Origin of the sequence: Actinosynnema sp. NPDC059797 (assembly GCF_042732085.1) — a bacterium.
Lineage (GTDB): Bacteria > Actinomycetota > Actinomycetes > Mycobacteriales > Pseudonocardiaceae > Actinosynnema.
In genome coordinates this window covers 1-20,373 of sequence record NZ_JBHWIE010000117.1, presented here as the reverse complement: position 1 = coordinate 20,373, position 20,373 = coordinate 1, and the positions used below count along the sequence as shown (strand labels likewise).

Here is a 20,373-nt window from a genome sequence, read left to right as displayed (position 1 = left end):
GTGCGGGCCACACGTCTATATCGGGCCTTCAGACCTCAGCCCGCATAGATGGCTTCGATGTCCTGCTTGTAGGTGCTGGCCACCACCGAGCGGCGCAGCTTCAGGCTCGGCGTCATCTCTCCACCCGCCTCGGTGAAGTCCACCGGCAGGATGCGGAACTTCTTGATCGCCTCCGCCTTGGACACCGCGCCGTTGGCCTCGTCCACGGCCGCCTGGATCTCGGCGCGCAGCGTCGGGTCGTCCACCAGCTCCGCCACGGTGGCCGACGCCGGCTTGCCGTTCTGCTCCCTCCACGTGGGGAAGAACTCGGGGTCGATGGTGATCAGCGCCCCGATGAACGGCTGCGCGTCGCCGACCACCATGCACTGGCTGATCAGCGGGTGCGCCCGGAGCCGGTCCTCCAGCACGGCGGGGGAGACGTTCTTGCCGCCCGCGGTGACGATGATCTCCTTCTTGCGGCCGGTGATCTTGAGGTAGCCGTCGCCGTCCAACTGCCCGAGGTCGCCGGTGTGGAACCAGCCGTCCTCCAGGGCCTCGGCGGTGGCGCTCTCGTTGTTCCAGTAGCTGCGGAACACCACGTCGCCCTTGATCAGGATCTCGCCGTCCTCGGCGATGCGCACCGAGGTGCCCGAGACCGGGCGGCCGACCGTGCCCACCCGGAACGCCGCCTCCGTGTTGACGCACGCCGCCGCGCTGGTCTCGGTCAGGCCGTATCCCTCCAGCACCGGCACGCCGACGCCGCGGAAGAAGTGCGCCAGCCGCTCGCCCAGCGGCGCGCCGCCGGACACCGCCGCCACGCACCGGCCGCCCAGGGCCGCCTGGAGCTTGCTGTAGACCAGCTTCGAGAACACCGCGTGCTTGATCTTCAGGCCCAGGCCCGCGCCGCCGCCGTCCAGCGCCTGGCTGTAGGCCACGGCGGTCGCCTCGGCGGCGTCGAAGATCTTGCCCTTGCCACCCGCGTGCGCCTTCTGCTTCGCGCCGTTGTAGACCTTCTCGAACACGCGCGGCACGGCCACCACGAACGTGGGCCGGAACGACTGGAGGTCCTCGACCAGGTTCTTCACGTCCGGCGTGTGCCCCAGCGTGACCCGGGCGTAGACGCTGGTCAGCGCGATGGCGCGGGCCAGGATGTGGGCCAGGGGCAGGAACAGCAGCAGCGAGTTGCCCGCCTGCATCAGCCGCGGGAACGCGGTGATGTCCGCGCGGATCTCCGACAGCAGGTTGCGGTGGGTCAGCTCGCAGCCCTTGGGCCTGCCGGTGGTGCCCGAGGTGTAGACGATGGTCGCGGTGTCGTCCGCGGCGACGCCCTTGCGGCGGGCGTGCACGTCCTCGTCGGCCACCGACGCGCCCAGCCCGGTCAGCTCGTCGATCGCGCCGCCGGCGTCGCCGGACGGGCCCTCGACCTGCCACACGTGCTCCAGCTCGGGCAGGCCGCCGAGGGCCGGCTCCAGCAGCGCGCGGTGCGCCGCGGTCTCCACGAACACGGCCTTGGCCGCGGAGTCGGACAGGATCCACTCGACCTGCTCGGCCGACGAGGTCTCGTAGATGGGCACCACGACGCCGCCCGCGTGCCAGATGGCCAGGTCGAGCAGCGTCCACTCGTAGCGGGTCTTCGACATCAGGCCGACGCGGTCGCCGGGCTGGAGCCCCGCCGCGAGCAGCCCCTTGGCCACCGCGAGGACCTGCGCGGCGAAGTCGCGGGCGGTCAGGTCCACCCACGTGCCGTCGATGCGGCGGCGGAAGCTGACGGCGTTGCCGAAGCGCTCCGCGTTCGCCCACACCATGTCGGTGAGGTTCTCCTCGGCAGCCACAGTGGCGGTGGCGGGGACGCTGAACTCGCGCACGTCAACCTCCGGACGGTTGTTTGTTACCGGTGGGGAAACTTAGCCTGTGATTCCGGCGATACACCAGGCCGGGCGATGGTTCCGTGACCGTGTCGTGGCACTCTTCCCTCCCGTGCCCAGCGTTGACGTCGTGGACGAGACCTTCCTCGCGGTGCCCCCGGCCGTGGTCGCGGCGGCCTTCGCGGAGCCGGCGTCCTGGCGCGGGTTCTGGCCCGATCTCACCCTCGATGTATACGCCGATCGGGGCATCCAGGGCCTGCGCTGGACGGTCGGCGGCGCGTTGGTCGGGACGATGGAGGTGTGGCTGGAGCCGGTCCTGGACGGCACCCTGCTGCACTACTTCCTCCGCGCGGACCTGCCCGGCGACCCGTCCCCCGGGCGCGTGCGGCGGGAGGTGCGGCGGCGCCAGCTGGCCGCCAAGGAGGTCTCCCTGGGCCTGAAGACGACCCTGGAGGCCGGTCGGCCGCCGGGTGTCGCGCCCGCCCTGCCGTAGATTCCTCACCCGTGCGGGTTCACGTCGTCTCTGATGTCCACGGCAACGCGGAGGCCCTCGCCCGCGCGGGTGACGGCGCGGACGCCCTGGTGGTCCTGGGTGACCTGGTCGACTTCGTCGACTACTACGACCACGGCAAGGGGATCCTCGGCCGGGTGTTCGGCCGGGAGAAGGTCGAGGTGTTCGCCCGGCTGCGGCGCGGGCACGTCGGCGCGGAGACCGTCCGCTACATGCGCTCGCTGTGGGAAGGCCTGGACAACGCCGCCGAGGTGGTCCGGGAGGCGATCCTGGAGCAGTACACCGAGCTGTTCGCGGCGATGAGCGCGCCCACCTACGCCACGCCCGGCAACGTCGACGACCCGTCCCTGTGGCCGCTGTTCGCGGGCGACGGCGTGCACGTGCTCGACGGGGCGACCGCCGAGATCGGCGGCCTGCGGTTCGGCTTCGCCGGCGGCGCGGTGCTCGACCGGGGGTTCGTGCCCAACCGGCGCGCGCCGTGGCGGCCCTACCTGCGCACCGAGGAGGACTTCGGCGCGGCGCTGGAGGCCCTGGGCGAGGTGGACGTGCTGTGCACGCACGTGCCGCCCGCCGTGCCCGAGCTGACCTACGACGTGGTCGCCCGCAGGCCCGAGCGCGGTTCCACGTCGCTGGTCGGGGTGATCGGGCGCCGGCGGCCCCGGTGGTCGGTGTTCGGGCACGTCCACCAGCCGCTGGCCAGGCGGGTGCGACTGGGCTGGACCGAGTGCGTCAACGTCGGCCACTTCCAGCGCACCGGCACGCCCCACGTGCTGCGTTGGTGAGCCCAACCACCGGGTAGCCTCCCCGCATGGCCGACGAGTCCACCCAGTCCATCGTCATCGACGCGACGCCCGAGGAGATCGTGGCGGTCATCGCCGACTTCGACGCCTACCCCGAGTGGGCCAACGGCGTGAAGCGCACCGAGGTGCTGGAGACCGGGGCGGACGGCCGCGCGGCCCAGGTGAAGTTCAACATCGACCAGGGCCCGATCAAGGACGAGTACGTGCTCGCCTACGACGAGTGGTCGGCGGACCGCATCTCGTGGCACCTGGTGCGGGGCCAGATGCAGAAGTCGCAGGAGGGCGCCTACGTGCTGAGCCCGAAAGGCGGCTCGACCGAGGTGACCTACACGCTGTCGGTCCAGCTCGTGGTGCCGATGATCGGCCTGTTCCGCCGCAAGGCCGAGAAAATGATCATGGACACGGCGCTCAAGGAGCTCAAGCGGCGGGTGGAAAACGCGCGGTGACCGCCCGGCTGCTGCTGTTCACCGGCAAGGGCGGGGTCGGCAAGACGACCCTGGCCGCCGCCACCGCCGTCGCGCTCGCCGCCGGCGGGCGCAAGGCGCTGGTCGTGTCCACCGACCCGGCGCACTCGCTGGGCGACGCGCTCGGCGCGCCGCTGTCCGCGCACGTCACCGAGGTCGAGCACGGCTTGCACGCCGCGCAGATCGACCCCCGCGCCCTCGTCGACGACGCGTGGCGCGACCTGCGCGGCCACCTGCGGACCGTGCTCGCCGGCGCGGGCGTGGACGAGCTGGACGCCGAGGAGCTGACCGTGCTGCCCGGCGTGGAGGAGCTGCTCGCGCTCTCCGAGGTGCGGCGCCTGGCCTGCGCCGGCACGTGGGACGTGGTGGTCGTCGACTGCGGCCCCACCGCCGAGACCCTGCGCCTGCTGGCCCTGCCCGAGGCGTTCGCCTCCTACCTGGAGCGGCTGTTCCCGACCCACCGGCGCGTGGTGCGCGGCCTGCTGGCGGGTGTCGCGGGCAGCGCCTCGGTGGAGCGCTGGGACGCCACCGCCGACGCGCTCGGCAGGCTCGCGGAGAGCCTGGAGCAGCTGCGCGACCTGCTGACCTCGCCGTCCACCGGCGTCCGGCTCGTGCTGACCCCCGAGCGGGTGGTCGCCGCCGAGACCCGCCGCACCGTCACCGCGCTCGCGCTCCAGGGCATCCGGGTCGACGGCGTGGTCGCCAACCGGGTCGTGCCGCGCCCGGTCACCGACGCGGACACCGGGCCGGCGGCCGGCTGGCTGCGCACCCGCCGCGCCGAGCAGGACGCCGTGCTGGCCGAGCTGTCCGACCTGGGCGACGTGCGCACCGTCGAGCACCGGGCGGCCGAACCGGTCGGCCCCGCGGCCCTGCTGGACGTCGCCGACGGCCTCTACGGCGACCGCGACCCGCTGGAGGGCGGCGCGCCGGACGGGCCGCTGCTGGAGGTCGAGCGCACCGGCGAGCTGGAGTACACGCTGCGCCTCGCGCTGCGCGTGGGCGACTCGGACCTGGACCTGGCCCGGGTGGGCGACGAGCTGGCCGTCACCGTGGACGGCAGGCGCAAGCTGATCGCGCTGCCGTCGCTGCTCCAGCGCTGCGCGGTGACCGGCGCGGAGCTGGACGACACCGGGTTGGCGGTGCGGTTCGCCCCCGACCCCGACCTGTGGATGCGGTGAGGCGAGTGGACCGGAAGCCTGCCGACCCGACGCTCGTCGAGGAGCTGCGCCTGCTGCTCGACGCCGCCGCCGAACGGGCCCAGCCCTGGCTGCACCGGGTGGCCGAGCAGGGCGGGCACGACAGCGGGACCTGCGGCTGGTGCCCGCTGTGCAACGCGGCGGCGCTGGTGCGCGGCGACCGCTCGGAGCTGGCCGCCAAGGCCGCCGAGCACGTGGCGGGCCTGATCGCCGTGCTGCGGGCCGCGCTGACCGAACCGGCCGCGCCAGCACCTGCCGGCGAGCGGTCGGAGCGGTCCGGGGAACCCGAGGGCGCCGAGGGCCCCGCCAAGCCGCGCGTCCAGCACATCCCCGTCGTCCGGCGGAACCGGTGCTAGGCGGGTCGGGCTCGGGCGGACCGGTGCTGACCGTCGGGGTCGACGTCGGCGGCACCAGCGTGCGCGCGGGCGTCGTGGACGGCGACGGCGCGGTCCTCGACACGGCCCGCGCGGGCACGCCGGCCGGCGAGGAGGCGCTGGAGGAGGCGATCGGCGCGGCGGTCGCCGAGCTGGCGTCCCGGCACCCCGTGTCGGCGGTCGGCCTGGCCGTCGCGGGCTTCGTCGCGCCCGACCGGCGCACCGTGCTGTTCGCGCCGCACCTGGCGTGGCGGCGGGCGCCGGTCGCCGAGCGGATCGCCCGGCGCGTGGGACTGCCCGTGGTCCTGGAGCACGACGCGAACGCCGCCGCCCTGGGCGAGCACCGCTTCGGCGCCGGACGGGGCGCCCGGGTCGCCGCCCTGGTGGCCCTGGGCACCGGTATCGGGGGAGCGCTGCTGGTCGACGGCGAGGTGTTCCGCGGCGCGCACGGCGTCGCGCCCGAGCTGGGCCACCTGCGGCTCGTGCCCGACGGCAGGCCCTGCCCGTGCGGCAAGAACGGCTGCTGGGAGCGCTACTGCAGCGGCACCGCCCTGGGCACCACGGCCGTGGAGCTGCTGGCCCGCCACCCCGGTGTGTCCACCGTGCTGGCCCGGGAGGCCGCGGACGACCCCCGCAAGGTGACCGGTCGCCGGGTGGCGGGCGCGGCCCGCGACGGCGACCCGCTGGCGCAGCGCGCCGTGGCCGACCTGGCGCGGTGGCTCGGGGACGGGTTGGCCCTGGTCGCCGACGTGTACGACCCCGAGGTGGTGGTCATCGGCGGCGGCGTGTCCGAGTCCGCGCCGCTGTTCCTCGACGACGCCCGCGAGCGCTACGCCGAGGTGGTGACCGGCGCCGGCCACCGCCCGCTGGCCCGTATCCGCACGGCCCAGCTCGGCGACGACGCGGGCATCGTCGGCGTCGCCACCCTCGCGCGGGAGGTCGCGTCGAGGACCGCTCGCAACGGGCGGGTCCGCTGAGGGCCTCCCTCGGCGTAACATCGCGGAATGCGCACCTCCGGCGTCCTCGACGCCACCAGAGGACTGGGGTTGCACGACCACATCTGCTGGCCTTACGACGACCCCGCGGAATTCCGCCGGCGCGCCGTCGAGTTCCTGGCCGACGGGCTGGCCCTGGGCCAGCAGTGCTGGTACGTCTCGGAAGGTCCCACCGAAGAGCTGTTGTCCCACGTCACCGAGCTGGGCGAGGCCCTGGGGTCCGGCGCGCTGCGCGTGGTGTCGATCGACGACACCTACGGCGAGGGCGACGCGGTGACCCCGGCCGAGCAGGTCGCCACCTACGCCGCCGCCACCGAGGCCGCGCTGGCCGCCGGCTTCTCGGGCCTGCGCGTGGCCGCCGAGGCCACCCCGATGGTCCGCGGCGACGAGGCGCTGGACGCGTTCTGCCGGTACGAGCACCTGGTCGACCGGTACATGGCGGGCCGGCCGTTCGCGGCGATGTGCGCCTACAACCGGAACGAGCTGCCCGAGTCGGCCATCGGCCAGCTGGCCTGCCTGCACCCGGCCGGCGCGGGCGGCTCCCCGTTCCGGCTCTACGCGGTGCCCCACGCGCGGGTCGCCCTGGACGGCGAGCTGGACCTGGACAGCCGCGAGACCTTCGCCCGCGCCCTGGACCGCGCCGACCTGCGCGCCGACGGCGGCCCGGTCGTCGTGGACGCCTCGTCCCTGGACTTCATCGACCACCACGCGCTGTTCGCGCTGTCCCGTGCCGCGGACGGCGACGTGGTGCTGCGCACGCGGCGCCCCGGTCCGGCGCGGCTGGCCGGGCTGGTGGGCGTGCCCGGGCTGAAGGTGGAGGCCGAATGAGGACCGGAGCGGCCCGCGGGCACGAGGGCTACTACCACGAGACCGCGTTCTACGGCAGCGACGACGACTTCCAGGCGCTGGTCGTGCCGTTCCTCGACGAGGGCGTGTCGGCCGGCGAGCCGGTGCTGGTCGCGTGCGGCGCGGTCAACGAGCGGCTCCTCCGCGACCGGGTCTCGGACCCCTCGGCCATCCGCTTCCTGCCCGCCGCCGACCAGTACGCCCGGCCCACCGAGACGATCCTGGACTACCGGAGGATCTTCGCCGAGTACGCCGGGGCCGCGCAGATCCGCGTGCTGGGTGAGGTGCCGCACACCGGCACGGGCGCCCCCTGGGGCTGGTGGTCCCGCTACGAGGCCGCGATCAACGACGTCTTCGCCGAGCTCCCCCTGTGGGGCCTGTGCCCCTACGACCTGCGGACCACGCCCGCCGACGTGCTGGCGGACGTCCTGCGCGCCCACCCCAGGGTGGCGGGCTCGGGCGGCAGCCACCTGGCCAACCCCGACTACCGAGGGTCCTGGACCTGGCCGGCGCCCGAGCAGGACCCGCTGGAGGTCGAGCACCCGCTGGTGGACCTGCTGGACCCGAGCCCGGCGGAGGCGCGGCACGCCGTGTCGGCCGCCTGCGTGGCCACCCGCCTGACCATGGACGAGCTGGACGACATCGTCTACGCCGCGAGCGAGGCCGTGACCAACGCCCTCACCCACGGCAAGCCGCCGGCGCGGCTGCGCATCTGGGCGGACGACGCGCACGTCGTGGTGGCCGTCTCCGACCGGGGCGAGGGCCCGGACTCGCCGACCGCGGGCCTGGTGCCCACGGAGCGCACCACGACCGCGGGCCTGGGCCTGTGGCTGGCCCACCGGACGTGCCGCGAGGTGTCCCTGAGCCGGGACGCGAACGGCTTCACCGTCCGGATGGTCGTCGGCGGCGCCTAGAGGTTCGCCCAGGGCACGGCGGGGTCCGTTCGACGCACGGGCGGGAGCCGTTCAGGGCACGGGCGGGGGCCGTTCAGAGCACGGAGCCGCTCAGGGCACGGCGGGGAGCCCGCTCAGAGCACGGCCCCGTCGTCCCACCCGGAGTCCGGCGGCGGGCCGTTGCGCATCCGCAGCACCAGCCACCCCGCGCCGGAGCACATGACGATCAGCGCCAGCGGCGTCCCGACCACGCCGCTGAGCCCGAACAGGCCGGGGAACAGCAGCACCACCACGCCGAGCAGGATCACCAGCAGCGCGGCGATCGTGCCGGGCCGCAGCGCGGGCAGCGGGGGCGGGTCGGGCGGCACGTAGTGGTTGTCGGGGTCGTCCGGGTCGTCGTCGGCGTCCGCGGGGTCGTCCTCGACCGTGGCCACGGCCGGCTGCCCCTCGGGCCGCACCGGGCGGGCGGGCTCGGCCTCGTCCTCCGACTCGTCCTGCTCGTCCTCGTCGTCGAACCAGGCGCGCTTGCCCACGCCCTCGCGCTCCAGCCCGGCCACGATCTCGGCGAAGGTGGCGTCGACGTCCTCGGGGCCGTCGGTAGAGTCGCGTCGGGAGTTCATCGGCGTGCTCCACCCCTCCGAAGCCGTGACAGGCGGGTCCAGGAGTTCCATCGTCCCACGTGCCCGTCGCGTTGCGGGTACGACAGCCGGGCGACGACTTCGACCGTACCGCGTGCGCGCCGGGCTTCGTTGTGGTTTGGGCCGTCGGCTCCGTAGGCTGACGTCGGGGATCAAGCACGTCGAGGAGGCGCTCCCAGCGGTGCTCTACTGGTTGATGAAACACATCTTTCTCGGGCCGCTCCTGAACCTGTTCTTCCGGCCCAAGATCATCGAGGGTGCCGAGAACATCCCCGCCGAGGGCGGGGCGATCCTGGCGAGCAACCACCTCGCGGTCTCCGACTCGTTCTTCCTCCCGCTGAAGCTCTCGCGCCGGGTCACCTTCCCGGCCAAGATCGAGTACTTCACCGGGAAGGGGTTCAAGGGGGCGTTCAAGCGCTGGTTCTTCTCCGGCGTCGGCCAGGTGCCGATCGACCGGTCCAGCGCGTCGGCGGCCCAGAGCGCGCTGGACACGGGCGTGCGGATCGTGCGCGAGGGCAAGCTGCTCGGCATCTACCCCGAGGGCACCCGCAGCCCCGACGGCCGCCTCTACAAGGGCAAGGTCGGCGTCGCGTGGATCGCGCTGGAGTCCGGTGCGCCGGTGATCCCCGTGGCGATGTTCGGCACGGACAAGGCCAACCCCATCGGCTCGAAGATGTGGCGGCCGTACCCGATCCGGATCAAGATCGGCAAGCCGCTCGACTTCTCCCGGTACGAGGGGCTGTCCGGCGACCGGTTCGTGCTGCGCTCGATCACCGACGAGATCATGTACGCGCTGATGGAGCTGTCCGGCCAGGAGTACGTGGACGTCTACGCGGCCAAGGCCAAGGAGGTCCAGGGCGACGGGAAGGCCCCGGAGCGGCCCGACCGCCTGCCCGAGGCGAAGGCGAGCTGACCGGCACCTAGGGTGGTGCGGTGCGGTTCTTCTACGACTAGGGCCGCCCCGAAGCCACCAGCGACCAGGCTTCCCGCGCCCTCAGACGGCCGGACAGCCCCGTTCCGTGTCCCCAGGTGTCCCGGGGTCACCAGAGCGTCCAGAGCGTCAGCCAGGCCGTCTTGGCCTTCGTCGTACAGATGCCCGTACCGGTCGAGGGTGAACGACACGGACGAATGACCGGCGGCCCGGCTGACCTCTTTCGGGTTCCGACCCAACGCCACCCACAGACTGACGAACGTGTGCCGAAGGTCGTGGAACCGCAGACCTGGCAGCCCTGCCCGCTCGATCAGCGGCAACCAGAACATCAGCCGAAACGCACCCCGTTGATAGGGCATCCCGGTCGGGTGGCCGAACACCAGGGCATCAGGGTTGTCCGGTGTGAAGGCGGACATGTGCTCACCGATCAGGGCCGCCACCGACCGGGGAACGGTGACCGTCCGCCGTGAATACTTCGTCTTCGGGGGAGTGAAGTGCCACCGCCGCCGGGCATAGATGGCCGTCCGTTGCACACGGACCTGTGAACTCTCGACCGACACATCCCGGCGACGAAGGGCCGACAGTTCCCCGAACCGCAACCCGCCGAAGATCGCCAGGGCGACCATTGCCCGGATCGCCGGGGGAGCGTTGTCGATCAGCCGCCAGGACTCCTCAAGCGTCAAGAACTGTTGCTCTTTGTACTCGAAGCCCGGTCGCCTCATGCCGACTGTGGGATTGGTCTTGATCACGCCTTCGGTCACGGCTGCCGCGAAGATGCCGGACAGCACGTTGCAGTGAAGCGTTACCGACCCCCTGGCCTTCGTCTCCAACGACGTGGTGATCCATGTGTTGATCATGTAAGTGTTGACCGCAGACAGCGGCAGGTCTCCGAACACTGGATAGATGTGGTTGCGGAGGATGCCCTCCTTACTTTCCAAGGTCGATTCCTTGAGGGTCAGAGAGTTGAACCACCGTTCGCCGTACTCCCGGACGCTCACGGTCGAGGCCCTGGGGTCAATCCAGGTGGCGTTCACCATGTCGCCTTCAAGGGCAGCCTTGAACCGCTTGGCCGACTCCATGTCGGGCAACGTCTTCGACTTCTGCCGCCCGTTCGCCCACCACCGGACCTTCGTCCGCCCATTCGCCTTCGGGGGATCAATCGACGCCATGGTTACGCCTCATCCTTCGGGCCGGGGGCCAGTCGTCCGGTCGAGCGGGGCGCATAACGGTGGGTCGGGGGCGGTAGGTCCATGATCCGGTCAACGGCCTCCGCGACCGTGCCGACGAATTCCCACATGATCCGTGGCGGGTCGCCCCCATCCGACCGCAAGGCAAACGCATGATCAGGGCTGTCGATCCGGACGCAGTCGAGCGGGCCGCTTGGCCACTGGAAAAACGCCGTGATCCGGACGACCTCATCCGTCTCTTCGTCCCTCTGGTGGACGAACCCCCATCCCGCCGGGCCAAGGGCAGCAAGCCGCCGTATCGCCGGGTGCTGATCTTCGATCGTCACCGGTCCTCCTGTTCCGTGTCCGCCGAACTACGGGCGGCTACAGAGTAGACGTCTATAGACCTTTAGTGACGTATCACATCGTTTGTGCTGGTCAACGGCTGTCTACTGTGGCCGTCGTGTCTTGGAGCAGTCGGGCCGATCGCGTGGACCACCAGGCCGCGCGGTTCATCTGGCAACAGGTTGCGGACGACCTGGCCGCCGAGATCGACGCGGGTGACCTGCCGTCAGGCTCCCGGCTGCCGAGTGAAGCCGAGCTGGCCGTCATCTACGGCGTGGCCCGGATGACGGTTCGCCGGGCGATCGCAGACCTGGCGGAGCGTGACAAAGTGGTCCGGCTTCACGGTCGAGGGACCTTCGTCAAGTAGGGCCGCCGTGCGACCTAAAACCCCAGGTCAGCCGATTTCTGTAATGCCTGGTCGGGGCGGTGTCCCCTTTACGTAGACGGCCTGAAATCCCGGCCCGGGGTATCGGCATGCCCGCGATCTTCGGCCGGTCTGTGTGACCCGTAGTGACAACGGTTCCCGTCTAACAGGGCCGCACTCCAGATGACAATGGTTTCCATCTAGAGGGATGATGGCCGGCCGCCTGGCGACTCTCGGTAATGTCGCGCTGGAACCGGACGAACCGGACACAAGATCGCTGGCACCGAAGCGGAGCTAAAGCTGACCTGCTGGAACCGATGGCACCGAACGATCGGCGACCTTTGCCCGGCGGCCAGGACGACCGATGGTGAGGGTCGCCGGGGCGGTCGGGAGGGGTCTAGTCGTTCCAACACCAACATTCGTTCGGTTCCATCAGTTCCAGCAGGTCAGCTTCGGTGCCACGTTCGGTGCCAAGATCGTTTACTTCAGTGCCGTTCGGTGCCAAAGCTTTGATCGTCGAGCCATCCCATTGCGGATGTCTTAGACACCGAGAGACCTAGGTCACCCGCCGTAGTCGACCCGATGGCATTCCCGTTAGCAAACAGCGCTCCGCTGCTCCACTACTTGCGCCACTACTCGACTGAGGTAGTGGAGCGGCCTGACCTGGGGTTTTCCGGGGATCTTGATAGCTGACCTGGGGTTTTACCCGGTCTGCTCCACTGCTCCACTACTTCGGCCGGGATAGCGGGCAGCAGGCCATCCCGGTCGAGGGGACGGGGTTACTTCTCATCTTCTCCAGAGTCAGAAAAGAAGTGGAGCAAGTGGAGCAAATTCCATCGTTGCAGGTCAGAGCGTTACCCATTTCCATCGTCCCAGGTCAGGGGCGCTCCACTACTTCGGCCGCCAAGTGGAGCGGTAACGGAGCAAGTGGAGCACCCCGACCGGGGTCATCAGAGCGGCATGTCGTCGGTCGAGCTGACCGCCGGTCCGCCCGGCTGACGGGTGGCGGTGTCGATGACGGCCCAGTTGCGCGGTCGCCGCTGGGCATCGGGCCACTGGACCAACTTCAACCGACCGATCACGGCATCCAGTCGGCCGCGTAGCACGGTCGCCGCGTAGGCCCGGGTCACCTGACTGCCGTTCGCCGGGCGGATAACGTGGGCGGCTGCCTGCCCGACCGGATCACCCGGCCGCCCGGCGACTTCGGCCAACTCCGTCGAGGACCATCCCCGGCCGGACTCATACAGCGCGGTGAAGAACGCTTCCCAGTCGGCGTCCCCGTCGTCCTCACCCGTGTCCACCCGACCGTCTGTCGCCTTGAACCGGCCAAGGTCGGCCCAGGACAGGATGCCGTCAACGGTCTGGACCAACCGGCTGTACGACCGCCAGTTGCCCTCACCGACCGGTGCCCCGTCGTCATGCCATCCCTTCGCCAGAGCCAAGATCGACATGAGTAGCCGGTCGCGGTTCTCCTGGGTCAAGTGGGCCTCCAGATCCCCGACCGCGAACGTCGAGGTGTCCCGCGCGGCCGGGTTGCCGGTGTCGAGGTCCAGGCGGACATGGATGACGCGGTCGGCGGTGTCGCCTTCCGGGGCGATGTTATTACCCGACCACACCCATAGCCGATCATTGAGCGCCCTGACTTCCTGATTGGAGCCCAGCGTCCGGTCTTGCCACGTGGACGCGGTCAACAGGGCGTCGATCTCCGGGCCGCCGAACTTCGCGCCCGTCCGGACGTTGTCCACGGCGATCACGGCGTCACTGCCCAACAACTTGGTAGAGATCCACTTTCTCACCTCATCCCCGGTCTTCCCTGCCGCCGCATCCCGACCGCTCGACACCGGGCAGTAGGGAGCCTGTAGAAGCGTTGCCAGGTAAGACTTCCCGGTGCCCGGCGTACTGGCCGTGATGACGACTCCCGGCATGGCCAACCCACGGCCCAGACCTCCCGCGACGTACGCCCGGACAGCGGGCATGATCAACGCCCCGACGAACCGCCCCCGGTCGTCCTCCGACCGAAACGGGAAGTCGCGCGTCAACTGCCGGATGTAGTCCCGCGCCTCATCGACCGTTGGCATGGTGCCTTGCGGTCGGGCCGGGGCGTAGATCACTTCCTGATCGGCGTGGTAGCCCTCGGTCGAGAGGATCGAGCCGTCAGGGAGCAAGACAGGGCGGCTTACCAGTGCCCTGACGGCCGGGATACCGAGGATGGCGTCAGTCTGGAGAGCCCGTGCCGCGACCGAATCGCCCACGGTCTCCATAGCCTGTTCGTCCCACGCCTCCTGACCGTCGTCACCCTTTCGCGGAACCTCCCGGTAGACGTCCACCTGTTCAGCCACCAGCGCGGCCAGGCGGACCGGGGTCACGGGCTTCAGCTCGGCCGATCGCGTGCCGCCTTCGGTCGTGCGGACCAGGGACATGATCGTTGCCCCCTGACGGAACAGGCCAAGGTCTAGATGCCGCTCGACCGCCAGGTTGGCCAGGTCCAGGATCGCCCTTTGGCCGGTGGCCTTGAGTCGGGGGCGCGGTCGCCGGGCCGCCGTGATCAGATCGTGGGTGGCGGGGTCGCCGTAGGTGGCCGCGAAGTCGGTCAAATCCTTGCGCCCCTTGGACTTCCCCCAATGGTCGGGCCACTGGACGGCAGGCCACTCGTCACGGGCAACGGTCGCCCGGTGGCCCGGTTCATCGGCATCGAAGGCCGTGATGATCGGCAACCCGGCGGCCCTGGCCAACACGGTCACCCGGGGGTCGTTGGCGGCCGGTCCGGCACCCAGGACGACGAAGGCGTTGAAGCCCAGTCGCCAGGCCGTCAGACCGTCCCCCGGCCCCTCCGTCACCACAACCGGGCGGTCGAGGCGAACGGTGCCCAGAAAGCCCATGGGCCAGGCGTCGCGGTCACGGGTGGACAGCCACTTGACGGCCGAATCGCCCGTGTAGTCGCGGCCCTGCCGCCCGATCTCCTGGCCGTTGTGGTCGCGGAGGGGGACCCACATCCGACCGCCTTCGTCCTTGACACCCAGGGCCGCCAGGTCGTCGGCCGTGAGGTCGAACCGTCGTTCGGCGTACTCGGCGGCTGAGCGGCACGGCGGAAGGGTGTCCGGCGGCACGTCGAGGTCAGCCCAGGTCAGGCCGACATCGGCCAACAGGGATTCCGGTCCCTCCCGACCGCATGATCCGCAACGGAATACCAGGGTCGTCATGTCGTTGTGCGGTCGGAGGTAGAGGGGTTGCCGAGCACCATGACAGCCGGGGCAGTCACCCCGGAATGAGTCGCCGGATTCGGTGTCGAGCCCCAGGCGATCGGCAATGTTGACCAGGTGGTCCTTAACGCGCTGAATGTCCATTGGTGTTCTCCTTATGATAAGGGTTCGTGCTCTTGGCGGTCTTGGCGGCTTTGTTGGCCACGCGCACGGCGGCCGGGTTGCGGGACCAACGGTGGTGGTAGGCGGCCTTACAGCCGAGGCAGACCCGGGCACCGGTCGGACGGATCTGAATGCGGTCGGGCGAATGGCCGTTAGGGCACTTGCCGTCAGAAGAATCGTTCATCGTCGGCCTCCAATCGGTCGAAGGGGGGTGGGATTTGCAGATAGCACGGGTCGCCGGTCACGGGGCTACGGCAATCAGTGGGCCAGTTGCCGCAGACCGGACAGGCAGGCTGTCCGGGCCAAGGGTCTTCGTCATCGCTGGTCGTGGGAGTGTCGAATTCGTCGCGGTCGTAGTAGGGGTCAGGCTCGAACATTCGGTCAGTCCTTCGGGTCAACTCGGATTTCGGTCGTCAGGGGGAGGATTCCGCCATACCTCCGACCGGCGCGGCGGACTGCCCGGCAAAGGGCGATCTGGGCCTCCCGGCCTTCGGTATCTCCGCGCTCCAACAGGTCGGCTGCCCGTTGCGCGAGGAAAGCGGCTACGACGTGGGAATGAATGAATCCCAGATTGTAGAGCTGCCGAGCACGGTCGGTGATCTTGAATCCGTACCGACGTTCGGCAATGTCCATGATCGTTCCAACTGTCGCCATGTCACGTCCTTTCTAGGTGTCGTTTATCCAGGTCACGGGGTCATCCGGATGTACGTCCCCGTGTGTGGGCGAAGGGGTCACCGACCATCCGGCGACCCTGGCCACGTAAATTCCGATCAACAGGGGAATGTGGCCGTCAACCTGGTCGTCCGGTCGGGCAGAGATCAGCTCATCGGCAACCACGGCATAGCGACCGTGCGCATCTGGGTGAAGATCCATGTACCTCCCGGCGATCTGTCGCCAGGTCAACCCGGACCATTCGGCCGCCCGGTCGGGCTGCTTTCGACGGCCGACCATTTAGCGGCCCCGATTCCAGCGATGGGAGACCAGGGCGCGGCCAGCATCCGACCGGGCGGTTGCGCTATCGGGGGCCTGGTCGTCAAGCGACCCGATACCGGCTTCTCGCGTCAACTTCGCAATCGTGATGGTTAGTTGGCGGATGGTCTCAAGGTGGGGATGGGTGACCGTCTGGCGCATTGATCCGGTCGAGGTCAGGGAGGGCAACTCGGCAACTTCGGCCATCAGGAGTGCCCGGAGGTCCATTAGGTCTGCGATCTGGTCAACCTCCTCCTCGAACTCGAAGTCATAGACGGTGAGGACACGGGCTTTCCAGAGCTGCCCAGGGGTCGGGTCGTCGGTCGGCATGGCAAAGTGCCCCCTTTCATGGGGTGATCGAAAAATGGGGTGATTCGTACGTAAGTAAACGGACGGCAAGGGGTCCGTGAAGGAAGTCGTTACCCGGGGGGTGGGTAATGGGGGGGGGGGTCATATAGCCCCATTGTCAATACCCTGGCCACATTCGCATGTGTAAATAAATGCGATCAGTCCAAACCCGGCGGCCCGTCTGTCTTGACCGGGCCGCCGGGTTCAGGTCATCGGCTTACAGCGGGGCCCAGGTCGCCTCGAAACTCGACCGAAGGCGTTCACGCCAACCGTCCTTCTCGCCTCCCGGACCGTCCGGCTCCCCGACCGAAGGGTCACGGGGCGGTCGCGGTCGGGGAGCCGGTTCACGGGTCGGCTGGTCCGCCTTGGCCTCCGGTCGGCCGGGAAGACCCCGGACGGCCCTCAGCTTGTCGCCTAGAGCCTCACTGTCCCTGGCCGGACTATCCGCCCCCCTGGCGGCCCTCAGCGCGTCGCCAAGCCGCTTGGCGGCGTCATCGTCGGTCATCGGCCACCCCGGTCCGCCTGGTAGCTGGGTGCCCCGACGCCCAGGCCCTCGGCGACCGGGTGGCTGAAGCCGAGGGTCTGACCGTCCAGCAGCAGGCCATCCTTGGCCAAGGCAGATGGCTTCTGATCGACCGGGAGGACGACCGACGCGGTCTCGAATCGGACGCCCCTCTCCAGTCGGTTGACCTTCTGCCACATGGCATCCAGCCGAGCGCCGATCTCCTGAGCGGCCTTCAACCGGGCGAAGTCGTCCACGCTGAGAATGTCCAGACGATCCACAGTGGACGGTGCCTGACTGTAGGCGGCCAGGGCTTCCGGGTAGAGGGTCGTGAAGTCGGTGATCAACTTCTCTACAGCCGATGCCCTCAGTCGCGCGACCACCCCGGCACAGGCTCGCCAGACAGCCTGTGCTGCCTGATCGTCGGCCGCCCGGTTGTACTTTTGGATGGCGTCGGAGTACCGGGCCACTGCGAACAGCAGCCGCGTCATCAGGTCCCCGGTCGCCGCGTCGTCGTCGGTCGGGGGGTCGATCTGGGGGCGATCGTCGTAAGCCTGAACGGCCGCCGCGATGTCTTCCGTCAGGACGGCATCGGTGCCCAGGGCATCGGCGATCCATCGGATTTCACTCGCAGTCGTGGCGGCCGCATGCTGAGCATTCCCGGACCGATAGCCGTATGCCTGAGCGATCTGGGCAGCCTGGTCGAGAATGGCCGGGTCAATCTTCGTGTTGGTCATTTGATCATGTTCCTTTCAGTAGGTGTGACGGTTAGGCAACCCGGCCGTCCGGGTTGACCCAGATGACACGGGCCGTCAGTGTTCCGGCAGCCAAGCCGCGAACCCTGTCGGCATGTTCAGCGGTCGCGCGACCGCCGGAACGCCAGGCGAAGTAGCTGTCTCGGCTGACACCCAGCAGAGTGCACAGCGGCTGAATTCCCCCGGCGACCGCAACGGCCCGGTCGAGGGTGGTTCGGTCGATCAGTCGATATTCAGGCATGCGGAGGTGACCTCCTATCTTCGGTAAGTAGTCGGGACCCGACAGGTCATCGGGTAAATAAGAGACGCCCGGCAGGTCGCCGGGTGAAGGGTGAAGGGTGAAGGGGTGCCCAGCAGACCGGGCCAGGCGATCGGGAAAAGTTCCTCTATCTACTAGGACGCCGGTTGGTCCACTTCGAAGATCGCCCGCGCCCTGGCCAACGCCTTCGCGACCCTCCGGCGAAGAGTGGTCTTGGCGATCTTCAGACCGGCCGCCGCGTCGCGTTCTGTCCGATAGCCGAAGAATGCCACCAACAGTTCACGGTCGGCCGGATCTAGGGCCGTCAGGCGGTCGGCGGGGTCGTCATCGTCGGTTGAGTCCTCGAACTCCCAGGGCATCCCGGCCCCGACCGTCCACCGCCTGAATTCCGGCCGCCTGGTGTCCCTTCCGGCGGACGGGTCAGGGACAGTGTCGGTCGGGTATCCGTGGTACTTGTAGTAGCGCCGTTCCGCAATCCGGTGACTGGCGATCGCCCGGCGGGCAATCAGTCGAGCTTCATCGGCAGTCTGAGCGCCGAGCTGCCACGCATTCGTCAGTGCGATCTGTCGGGCGTCGCGGTCCCAGACCTCTCGATTGATGACCGCCAAGACGACAGGGTTGATCATGATCATTTCTCCATTCAGTGATGATGGGTTCGAACTATGGGCATGACAAAGCCCGGTCGCGGCGGAACCTGACGACCGGGCTTTGTGTAGACATGCGAACGCCCCGTGACCGGGTTATGGATCACGGGGCGTTCAGCGTCTGATTTTTACTGTGCTCCTAACTTAATTATGACACAGCCTGTCAAACTCGCCCTTGACAAAACGCCTGGTCAGGGTGTAAGCGTCTTAACGACATGTCAACGATATATCGCTACTTGTAGTGATCTGGGTCACATGTCCCCATGTGTCCTAGTTATAAGGACGCCCGACGTCCCGGCGGTCGGGCGAGGACGGCATACGGCCAGGCCGTTGACCCTTCGCGAAGGCGAGCTGACCGGCACCTAGGGTGGTGCGGTGCGGTTCTTCTACGACTGTGAGTTCATCGAGGACGGGGTCACCATCGACCTGGTCTCCATCGGCGTGGTCGACGAGGAGGGTCGCGAGTTCTACGCCGTCTCCACGGAGTTCGACCCGGCGAAGGCCGGGCCGTGGGTGCGGGCCAACGTGCTGAACCAGCTCCCCCCTCCCGCCGACCGGGCGTGGCGCAGCCGCGAGCGGATCAGGAACGACCTGCTGGACTTCCTCGGCGGCCCGAAGGCCCAGCGGGACGACATCGAGCTGTGGGCGTGGTTCGCCGCCTACGACCACGTCGCGCTGGCCCAGCTGTGGGGCCCGATGCCCGCGCTGCCGCGCTGCCTGCCCCGGTTCACCCGGGACCTGCGGCAGCGCTGGGAGGACGTGGGCAAGCCCCGCCTGCCGCAGCCGCCCGCCGACGCGCACGACGCGCTGGCCGACGCCCGGCACAACCTGGAGCGGTGGAAGGTGATCGAGGTCGAACGGCTCAAGCGCGGGTTCCCCACGCGGCCGTGACCCGGTTCCGAACGCCGTAACCGAGGTTTTGCCCAACCGTCGCGGTGTGTTCTCCGTCCGGTTGGTGGACCCTCGCTTGCTGCACCGATCCAGCACGTGTCAGTCTTGGGTGACCCACGCCACGAGAGAGATTGGCTAAGCAAATGCGCATTGGTGTGCTCACCGGCGGTGGCGACTGCCCCGGCCTCAACGCCGTCATCCGCGGCGTCGTCCGCAAGGGCGTCGAGGTCCACGGCTGGGAGGTCCTCGGGTTCCGCAACGGGTGGCAGGGCCCGATCGAGAACCTGACCAAGCCGATCGGGCTCGCCGACGTCGAGGACATCCTGACCCGGGGCGGCACCATCCTCGGCTCGTCGCGCACCAACCCGTACAAGGTCGAGGGCGGTGTCGACAAGATCCGCCAGGTGCTCAAGGACAACGGTGTCGACGCGCTGATCGCCATCGGCGGCGAGGACACCCTGGGCGTCGCGAAGCGGCTGACCGACGACGGCATCGGCGTCGTGGGCGTGCCGAAGACCATCGACAACGACCTGGGCGCCACCGACTACACGTTCGGCTTCGACACCGCCGTGCACATCGCCACCGAGGCGATCGACCGGCTCCGCACCACGGCCGAGTCGCACCACCGGGCCCTGGTCGTCGAGGTCATGGGGCGGCACGCGGGTTGGATCGCGCTGCACTCGGGCCTGGCCGGCGGCGCGAACGTGATCCTGGTGCCCGAGCGCCAGTTCAGCGTCGAGAAGGTCGTCGAGTGGGTGGAGCGGCGGTTCGAGCGCCAGTACGCCCCGATCATCGTGGTCGCGGAGGGCGCGATCCCCGAGGGCGGCGCCGAGGTGCTGCACTCCGGTGAGAAGGACGCCTTCGGCCACGTGCGCCTGGGCGGCGTCGGCACCTGGCTGGCCGAGGAGATCGCCGAGCGGACCGGCAAGGAGTCGCGCGCGGTCGTGCTGGGCCACGTGCAGCGCGGCGGCATCCCGACCGCCTACGACCGCGTGCTCGCCACCCGCTTCGGCCTGCACGCCGTGGACGCGGTCGCCGAGGGCGACTTCGGCGTCATGGTGGCCCTGAAGGGCACGGACATCGTCCGCGTGAAGCTGTCCGAGGCCACCGCGGAGCTGAAGACCGTCCCGCTGGAGCGCTACCAGGAAGCCGAAGTCTTCTTCGGCTGATCCTCCCGGCACCCCGGACCCCGAGGTCCGGGGTGCCACCCCGCGTGTCCTCCACTCAGACATCGCGTGTCCTCCACTCCGACACGGCGTGTCGTCCACTCAGGCAC

21 protein-coding genes are annotated in these 20,373 nt (G+C 69.5%); 12 read left to right on the top strand and 9 right to left on the bottom strand.

Features of this window, described 5'->3' with window-relative positions:
- Window positions 1-35: 35 nt before the first annotated feature.
- Window positions 36-1,844, bottom strand: a complete 1,809-nt coding sequence (locus ACFV4N_RS23940; RefSeq protein WP_499674812.1) for an AMP-dependent synthetase/ligase — start codon at window positions 1,842-1,844, stop codon at window positions 36-38.
- 112 nt (window positions 1,845-1,956) lie between these two features.
- Between ACFV4N_RS23940 and ACFV4N_RS23935 the strand changes: the two genes are divergently transcribed.
- The 8 genes from ACFV4N_RS23935 to ACFV4N_RS23900 are packed head-to-tail and all read left to right on the top strand — an operon-like array spanning window position 1,957 to window position 7,944.
- Window positions 1,957-2,337 (top strand): polyketide cyclase / dehydrase and lipid transport, encoded by a 381-nt coding sequence (locus ACFV4N_RS23935; protein WP_499674811.1) that lies wholly within the window; start codon window positions 1,957-1,959, stop codon window positions 2,335-2,337.
- An 11-nt stretch (window positions 2,338-2,348) separates the two neighbouring features.
- Window positions 2,349-3,137, top strand: coding sequence for a metallophosphoesterase family protein (locus ACFV4N_RS23930; RefSeq protein WP_499674810.1), 789 nt, complete (start codon window positions 2,349-2,351; stop codon window positions 3,135-3,137).
- Window positions 3,138-3,163: 26 nt separating this feature from the next.
- A complete protein-coding gene (locus ACFV4N_RS23925; RefSeq protein ID WP_499674809.1) occupies window positions 3,164-3,601 on the top strand; it encodes an SRPBCC family protein in 438 nt (145 codons plus the stop codon).
- Window positions 3,598-4,797 carry an ArsA family ATPase gene (locus tag ACFV4N_RS23920; protein WP_499674808.1) on the top strand — a complete coding sequence of 400 codons (1,200 nt, stop codon included), beginning with the start codon at window positions 3,598-3,600 and terminating at the stop codon, window positions 4,795-4,797. The genes ACFV4N_RS23925 and ACFV4N_RS23920 overlap by 4 nt, the downstream gene beginning before the upstream one ends.
- 5 nt (window positions 4,798-4,802) lie before the next feature.
- Window positions 4,803-5,171, top strand: a complete 369-nt coding sequence (locus ACFV4N_RS23915; RefSeq protein ID WP_499674807.1) for a hypothetical protein — start codon at window positions 4,803-4,805, stop codon at window positions 5,169-5,171.
- Between the two features lie 23 nt (window positions 5,172-5,194).
- Window positions 5,195-6,166 carry an ROK family glucokinase gene (locus tag ACFV4N_RS23910; RefSeq protein WP_499674806.1) on the top strand — a complete coding sequence of 324 codons (972 nt, stop codon included), beginning with the start codon at window positions 5,195-5,197 and terminating at the stop codon, window positions 6,164-6,166.
- Between the two features lie 27 nt (window positions 6,167-6,193).
- Window positions 6,194-7,012, top strand: coding sequence for an MEDS domain-containing protein (locus tag ACFV4N_RS23905; RefSeq protein WP_499674805.1), 819 nt, complete (start codon window positions 6,194-6,196; stop codon window positions 7,010-7,012).
- Window positions 7,009-7,944, top strand: a complete 936-nt coding sequence (locus ACFV4N_RS23900) for an anti-sigma factor RsbA family regulatory protein (RefSeq protein ID WP_499674804.1) — start codon at window positions 7,009-7,011, stop codon at window positions 7,942-7,944. The genes ACFV4N_RS23905 and ACFV4N_RS23900 overlap by 4 nt, the downstream gene beginning before the upstream one ends.
- Window positions 7,945-8,057: 113 nt before the next feature.
- Here the strand turns inward: ACFV4N_RS23900 and ACFV4N_RS23895 are convergent, their stop codons facing one another.
- On the bottom strand, window positions 8,058-8,543 hold the full coding sequence (locus ACFV4N_RS23895; protein ID WP_499674803.1) for a hypothetical protein: 486 nt from the start codon (window positions 8,541-8,543) through the stop codon (window positions 8,058-8,060).
- A gap of 199 nt (window positions 8,544-8,742) precedes the next feature.
- On the opposite strand from ACFV4N_RS23895, the gene ACFV4N_RS23890 reads away from it, so the two are divergent.
- Entirely contained in the window at window positions 8,743-9,474 is a 732-nt protein-coding gene (locus tag ACFV4N_RS23890; protein ID WP_499674802.1) for a lysophospholipid acyltransferase family protein, read from the top strand.
- Here the strand turns inward: ACFV4N_RS23890 and ACFV4N_RS23885 are convergent.
- Both ACFV4N_RS23885 and ACFV4N_RS23880 read right to left on the bottom strand, forming a co-directional pair.
- The gene (locus tag ACFV4N_RS23885; RefSeq protein ID WP_499674801.1) at window positions 9,390-10,661 is read right to left on the bottom strand and encodes a tyrosine-type recombinase/integrase; all 1,272 of its coding nucleotides are present in this window, start codon (window positions 10,659-10,661) and stop codon (window positions 9,390-9,392) included. The genes ACFV4N_RS23890 and ACFV4N_RS23885 overlap by 85 nt on opposite strands.
- 2 nt (window positions 10,662-10,663) lie before the next feature.
- Entirely contained in the window at window positions 10,664-11,005 is a 342-nt protein-coding gene (locus tag ACFV4N_RS23880) for a hypothetical protein (RefSeq protein WP_499674800.1), read from the bottom strand.
- A 143-nt stretch (window positions 11,006-11,148) separates the two neighbouring features.
- On the opposite strand from ACFV4N_RS23880, the gene ACFV4N_RS23875 reads away from it, so the two are divergent.
- Complete coding sequence (locus ACFV4N_RS23875; RefSeq protein ID WP_499674799.1) at window positions 11,149-11,370, top strand: GntR family transcriptional regulator; 222 nt, start codon at window positions 11,149-11,151, stop codon at window positions 11,368-11,370.
- 947 nt (window positions 11,371-12,317) lie between these two features.
- Here ACFV4N_RS23875 and ACFV4N_RS23870 read toward each other — a convergent pair.
- From ACFV4N_RS23870 to ACFV4N_RS23850, 5 genes are all read right to left on the bottom strand, one after another.
- Window positions 12,318-14,711: a hypothetical protein gene (locus ACFV4N_RS23870; protein WP_499674798.1), complete on the bottom strand. Its 2,394-nt coding sequence runs from the start codon at window positions 14,709-14,711 to the stop codon at window positions 12,318-12,320.
- Window positions 14,712-15,110: 399 nt separating this feature from the next.
- Window positions 15,111-15,383 carry a hypothetical protein gene (locus tag ACFV4N_RS23865; RefSeq protein WP_499674797.1) on the bottom strand — a complete coding sequence of 91 codons (273 nt, stop codon included), beginning with the start codon at window positions 15,381-15,383 and terminating at the stop codon, window positions 15,111-15,113.
- 297 nt (window positions 15,384-15,680) lie between these two features.
- Window positions 15,681-16,028, bottom strand: coding sequence for a hypothetical protein (locus ACFV4N_RS23860; protein ID WP_499674796.1), 348 nt, complete (start codon window positions 16,026-16,028; stop codon window positions 15,681-15,683).
- A gap of 519 nt (window positions 16,029-16,547) precedes the next feature.
- Window positions 16,548-17,285, bottom strand: coding sequence for a hypothetical protein (locus tag ACFV4N_RS23855; RefSeq protein ID WP_499674795.1), 738 nt, complete (start codon window positions 17,283-17,285; stop codon window positions 16,548-16,550).
- Between the two features lie 411 nt (window positions 17,286-17,696).
- Complete coding sequence (locus tag ACFV4N_RS23850) at window positions 17,697-18,188, bottom strand: hypothetical protein (protein ID WP_499674794.1); 492 nt, start codon at window positions 18,186-18,188, stop codon at window positions 17,697-17,699.
- A gap of 393 nt (window positions 18,189-18,581) precedes the next feature.
- Here ACFV4N_RS23850 and ACFV4N_RS23845 point away from each other — a divergent pair, with 393 nt between their 5' ends.
- Window positions 18,582-19,097, top strand: coding sequence for a polyadenylate-specific 3'-exoribonuclease AS (locus ACFV4N_RS23845; RefSeq protein WP_499674793.1), 516 nt, complete (start codon window positions 18,582-18,584; stop codon window positions 19,095-19,097).
- Window positions 19,098-19,240: 143 nt separating this feature from the next.
- A complete protein-coding gene (locus ACFV4N_RS23840; protein WP_499674792.1) occupies window positions 19,241-20,266 on the top strand; it encodes a 6-phosphofructokinase in 1,026 nt (341 codons plus the stop codon).
- Window positions 20,267-20,373 lie beyond the last annotated feature (107 nt).

What these genes read in the sequence shown, in the direction of transcription:
- ACFV4N_RS23865 (WP_499674797.1), bottom strand. Translation starts at nt 15,383, where the DNA reads ATGGCGACAGTTGGAACGATCATGGACATTGCCGAACGTCGGTACGGA.
- ACFV4N_RS23895 (WP_499674803.1), bottom strand. Translation starts at nt 8,543, where the DNA reads ATGAACTCCCGACGCGACTCTACCGACGGCCCCGAGGACGTCGACGCC.
- ACFV4N_RS23870 (WP_499674798.1), bottom strand. Translation starts at nt 14,711, where the DNA reads ATGGACATTCAGCGCGTTAAGGACCACCTGGTCAACATTGCCGATCGC.
- ACFV4N_RS23885 (WP_499674801.1), bottom strand. Translation starts at nt 10,661, where the DNA reads ATGGCGTCGATTGATCCCCCGAAGGCGAATGGGCGGACGAAGGTCCGG.
- ACFV4N_RS23840 (WP_499674792.1), top strand. Translation starts at nt 19,241, where the DNA reads ATGCGCATTGGTGTGCTCACCGGCGGTGGCGACTGCCCCGGCCTCAAC.
- ACFV4N_RS23900 (WP_499674804.1), top strand. Translation starts at nt 7,009, where the DNA reads ATGAGGACCGGAGCGGCCCGCGGGCACGAGGGCTACTACCACGAGACC.
- ACFV4N_RS23905 (WP_499674805.1), top strand. Translation starts at nt 6,194, where the DNA reads ATGCGCACCTCCGGCGTCCTCGACGCCACCAGAGGACTGGGGTTGCAC.
- ACFV4N_RS23855 (WP_499674795.1), bottom strand. Translation starts at nt 17,285, where the DNA reads ATGACCAACACGAAGATTGACCCGGCCATTCTCGACCAGGCTGCCCAG.
- ACFV4N_RS23860 (WP_499674796.1), bottom strand. Translation starts at nt 16,028, where the DNA reads ATGCCGACCGACGACCCGACCCCTGGGCAGCTCTGGAAAGCCCGTGTC.
- ACFV4N_RS23925 (WP_499674809.1), top strand. Translation starts at nt 3,164, where the DNA reads ATGGCCGACGAGTCCACCCAGTCCATCGTCATCGACGCGACGCCCGAG.
- ACFV4N_RS23850 (WP_499674794.1), bottom strand. Translation starts at nt 18,188, where the DNA reads ATGATCAACCCTGTCGTCTTGGCGGTCATCAATCGAGAGGTCTGGGAC.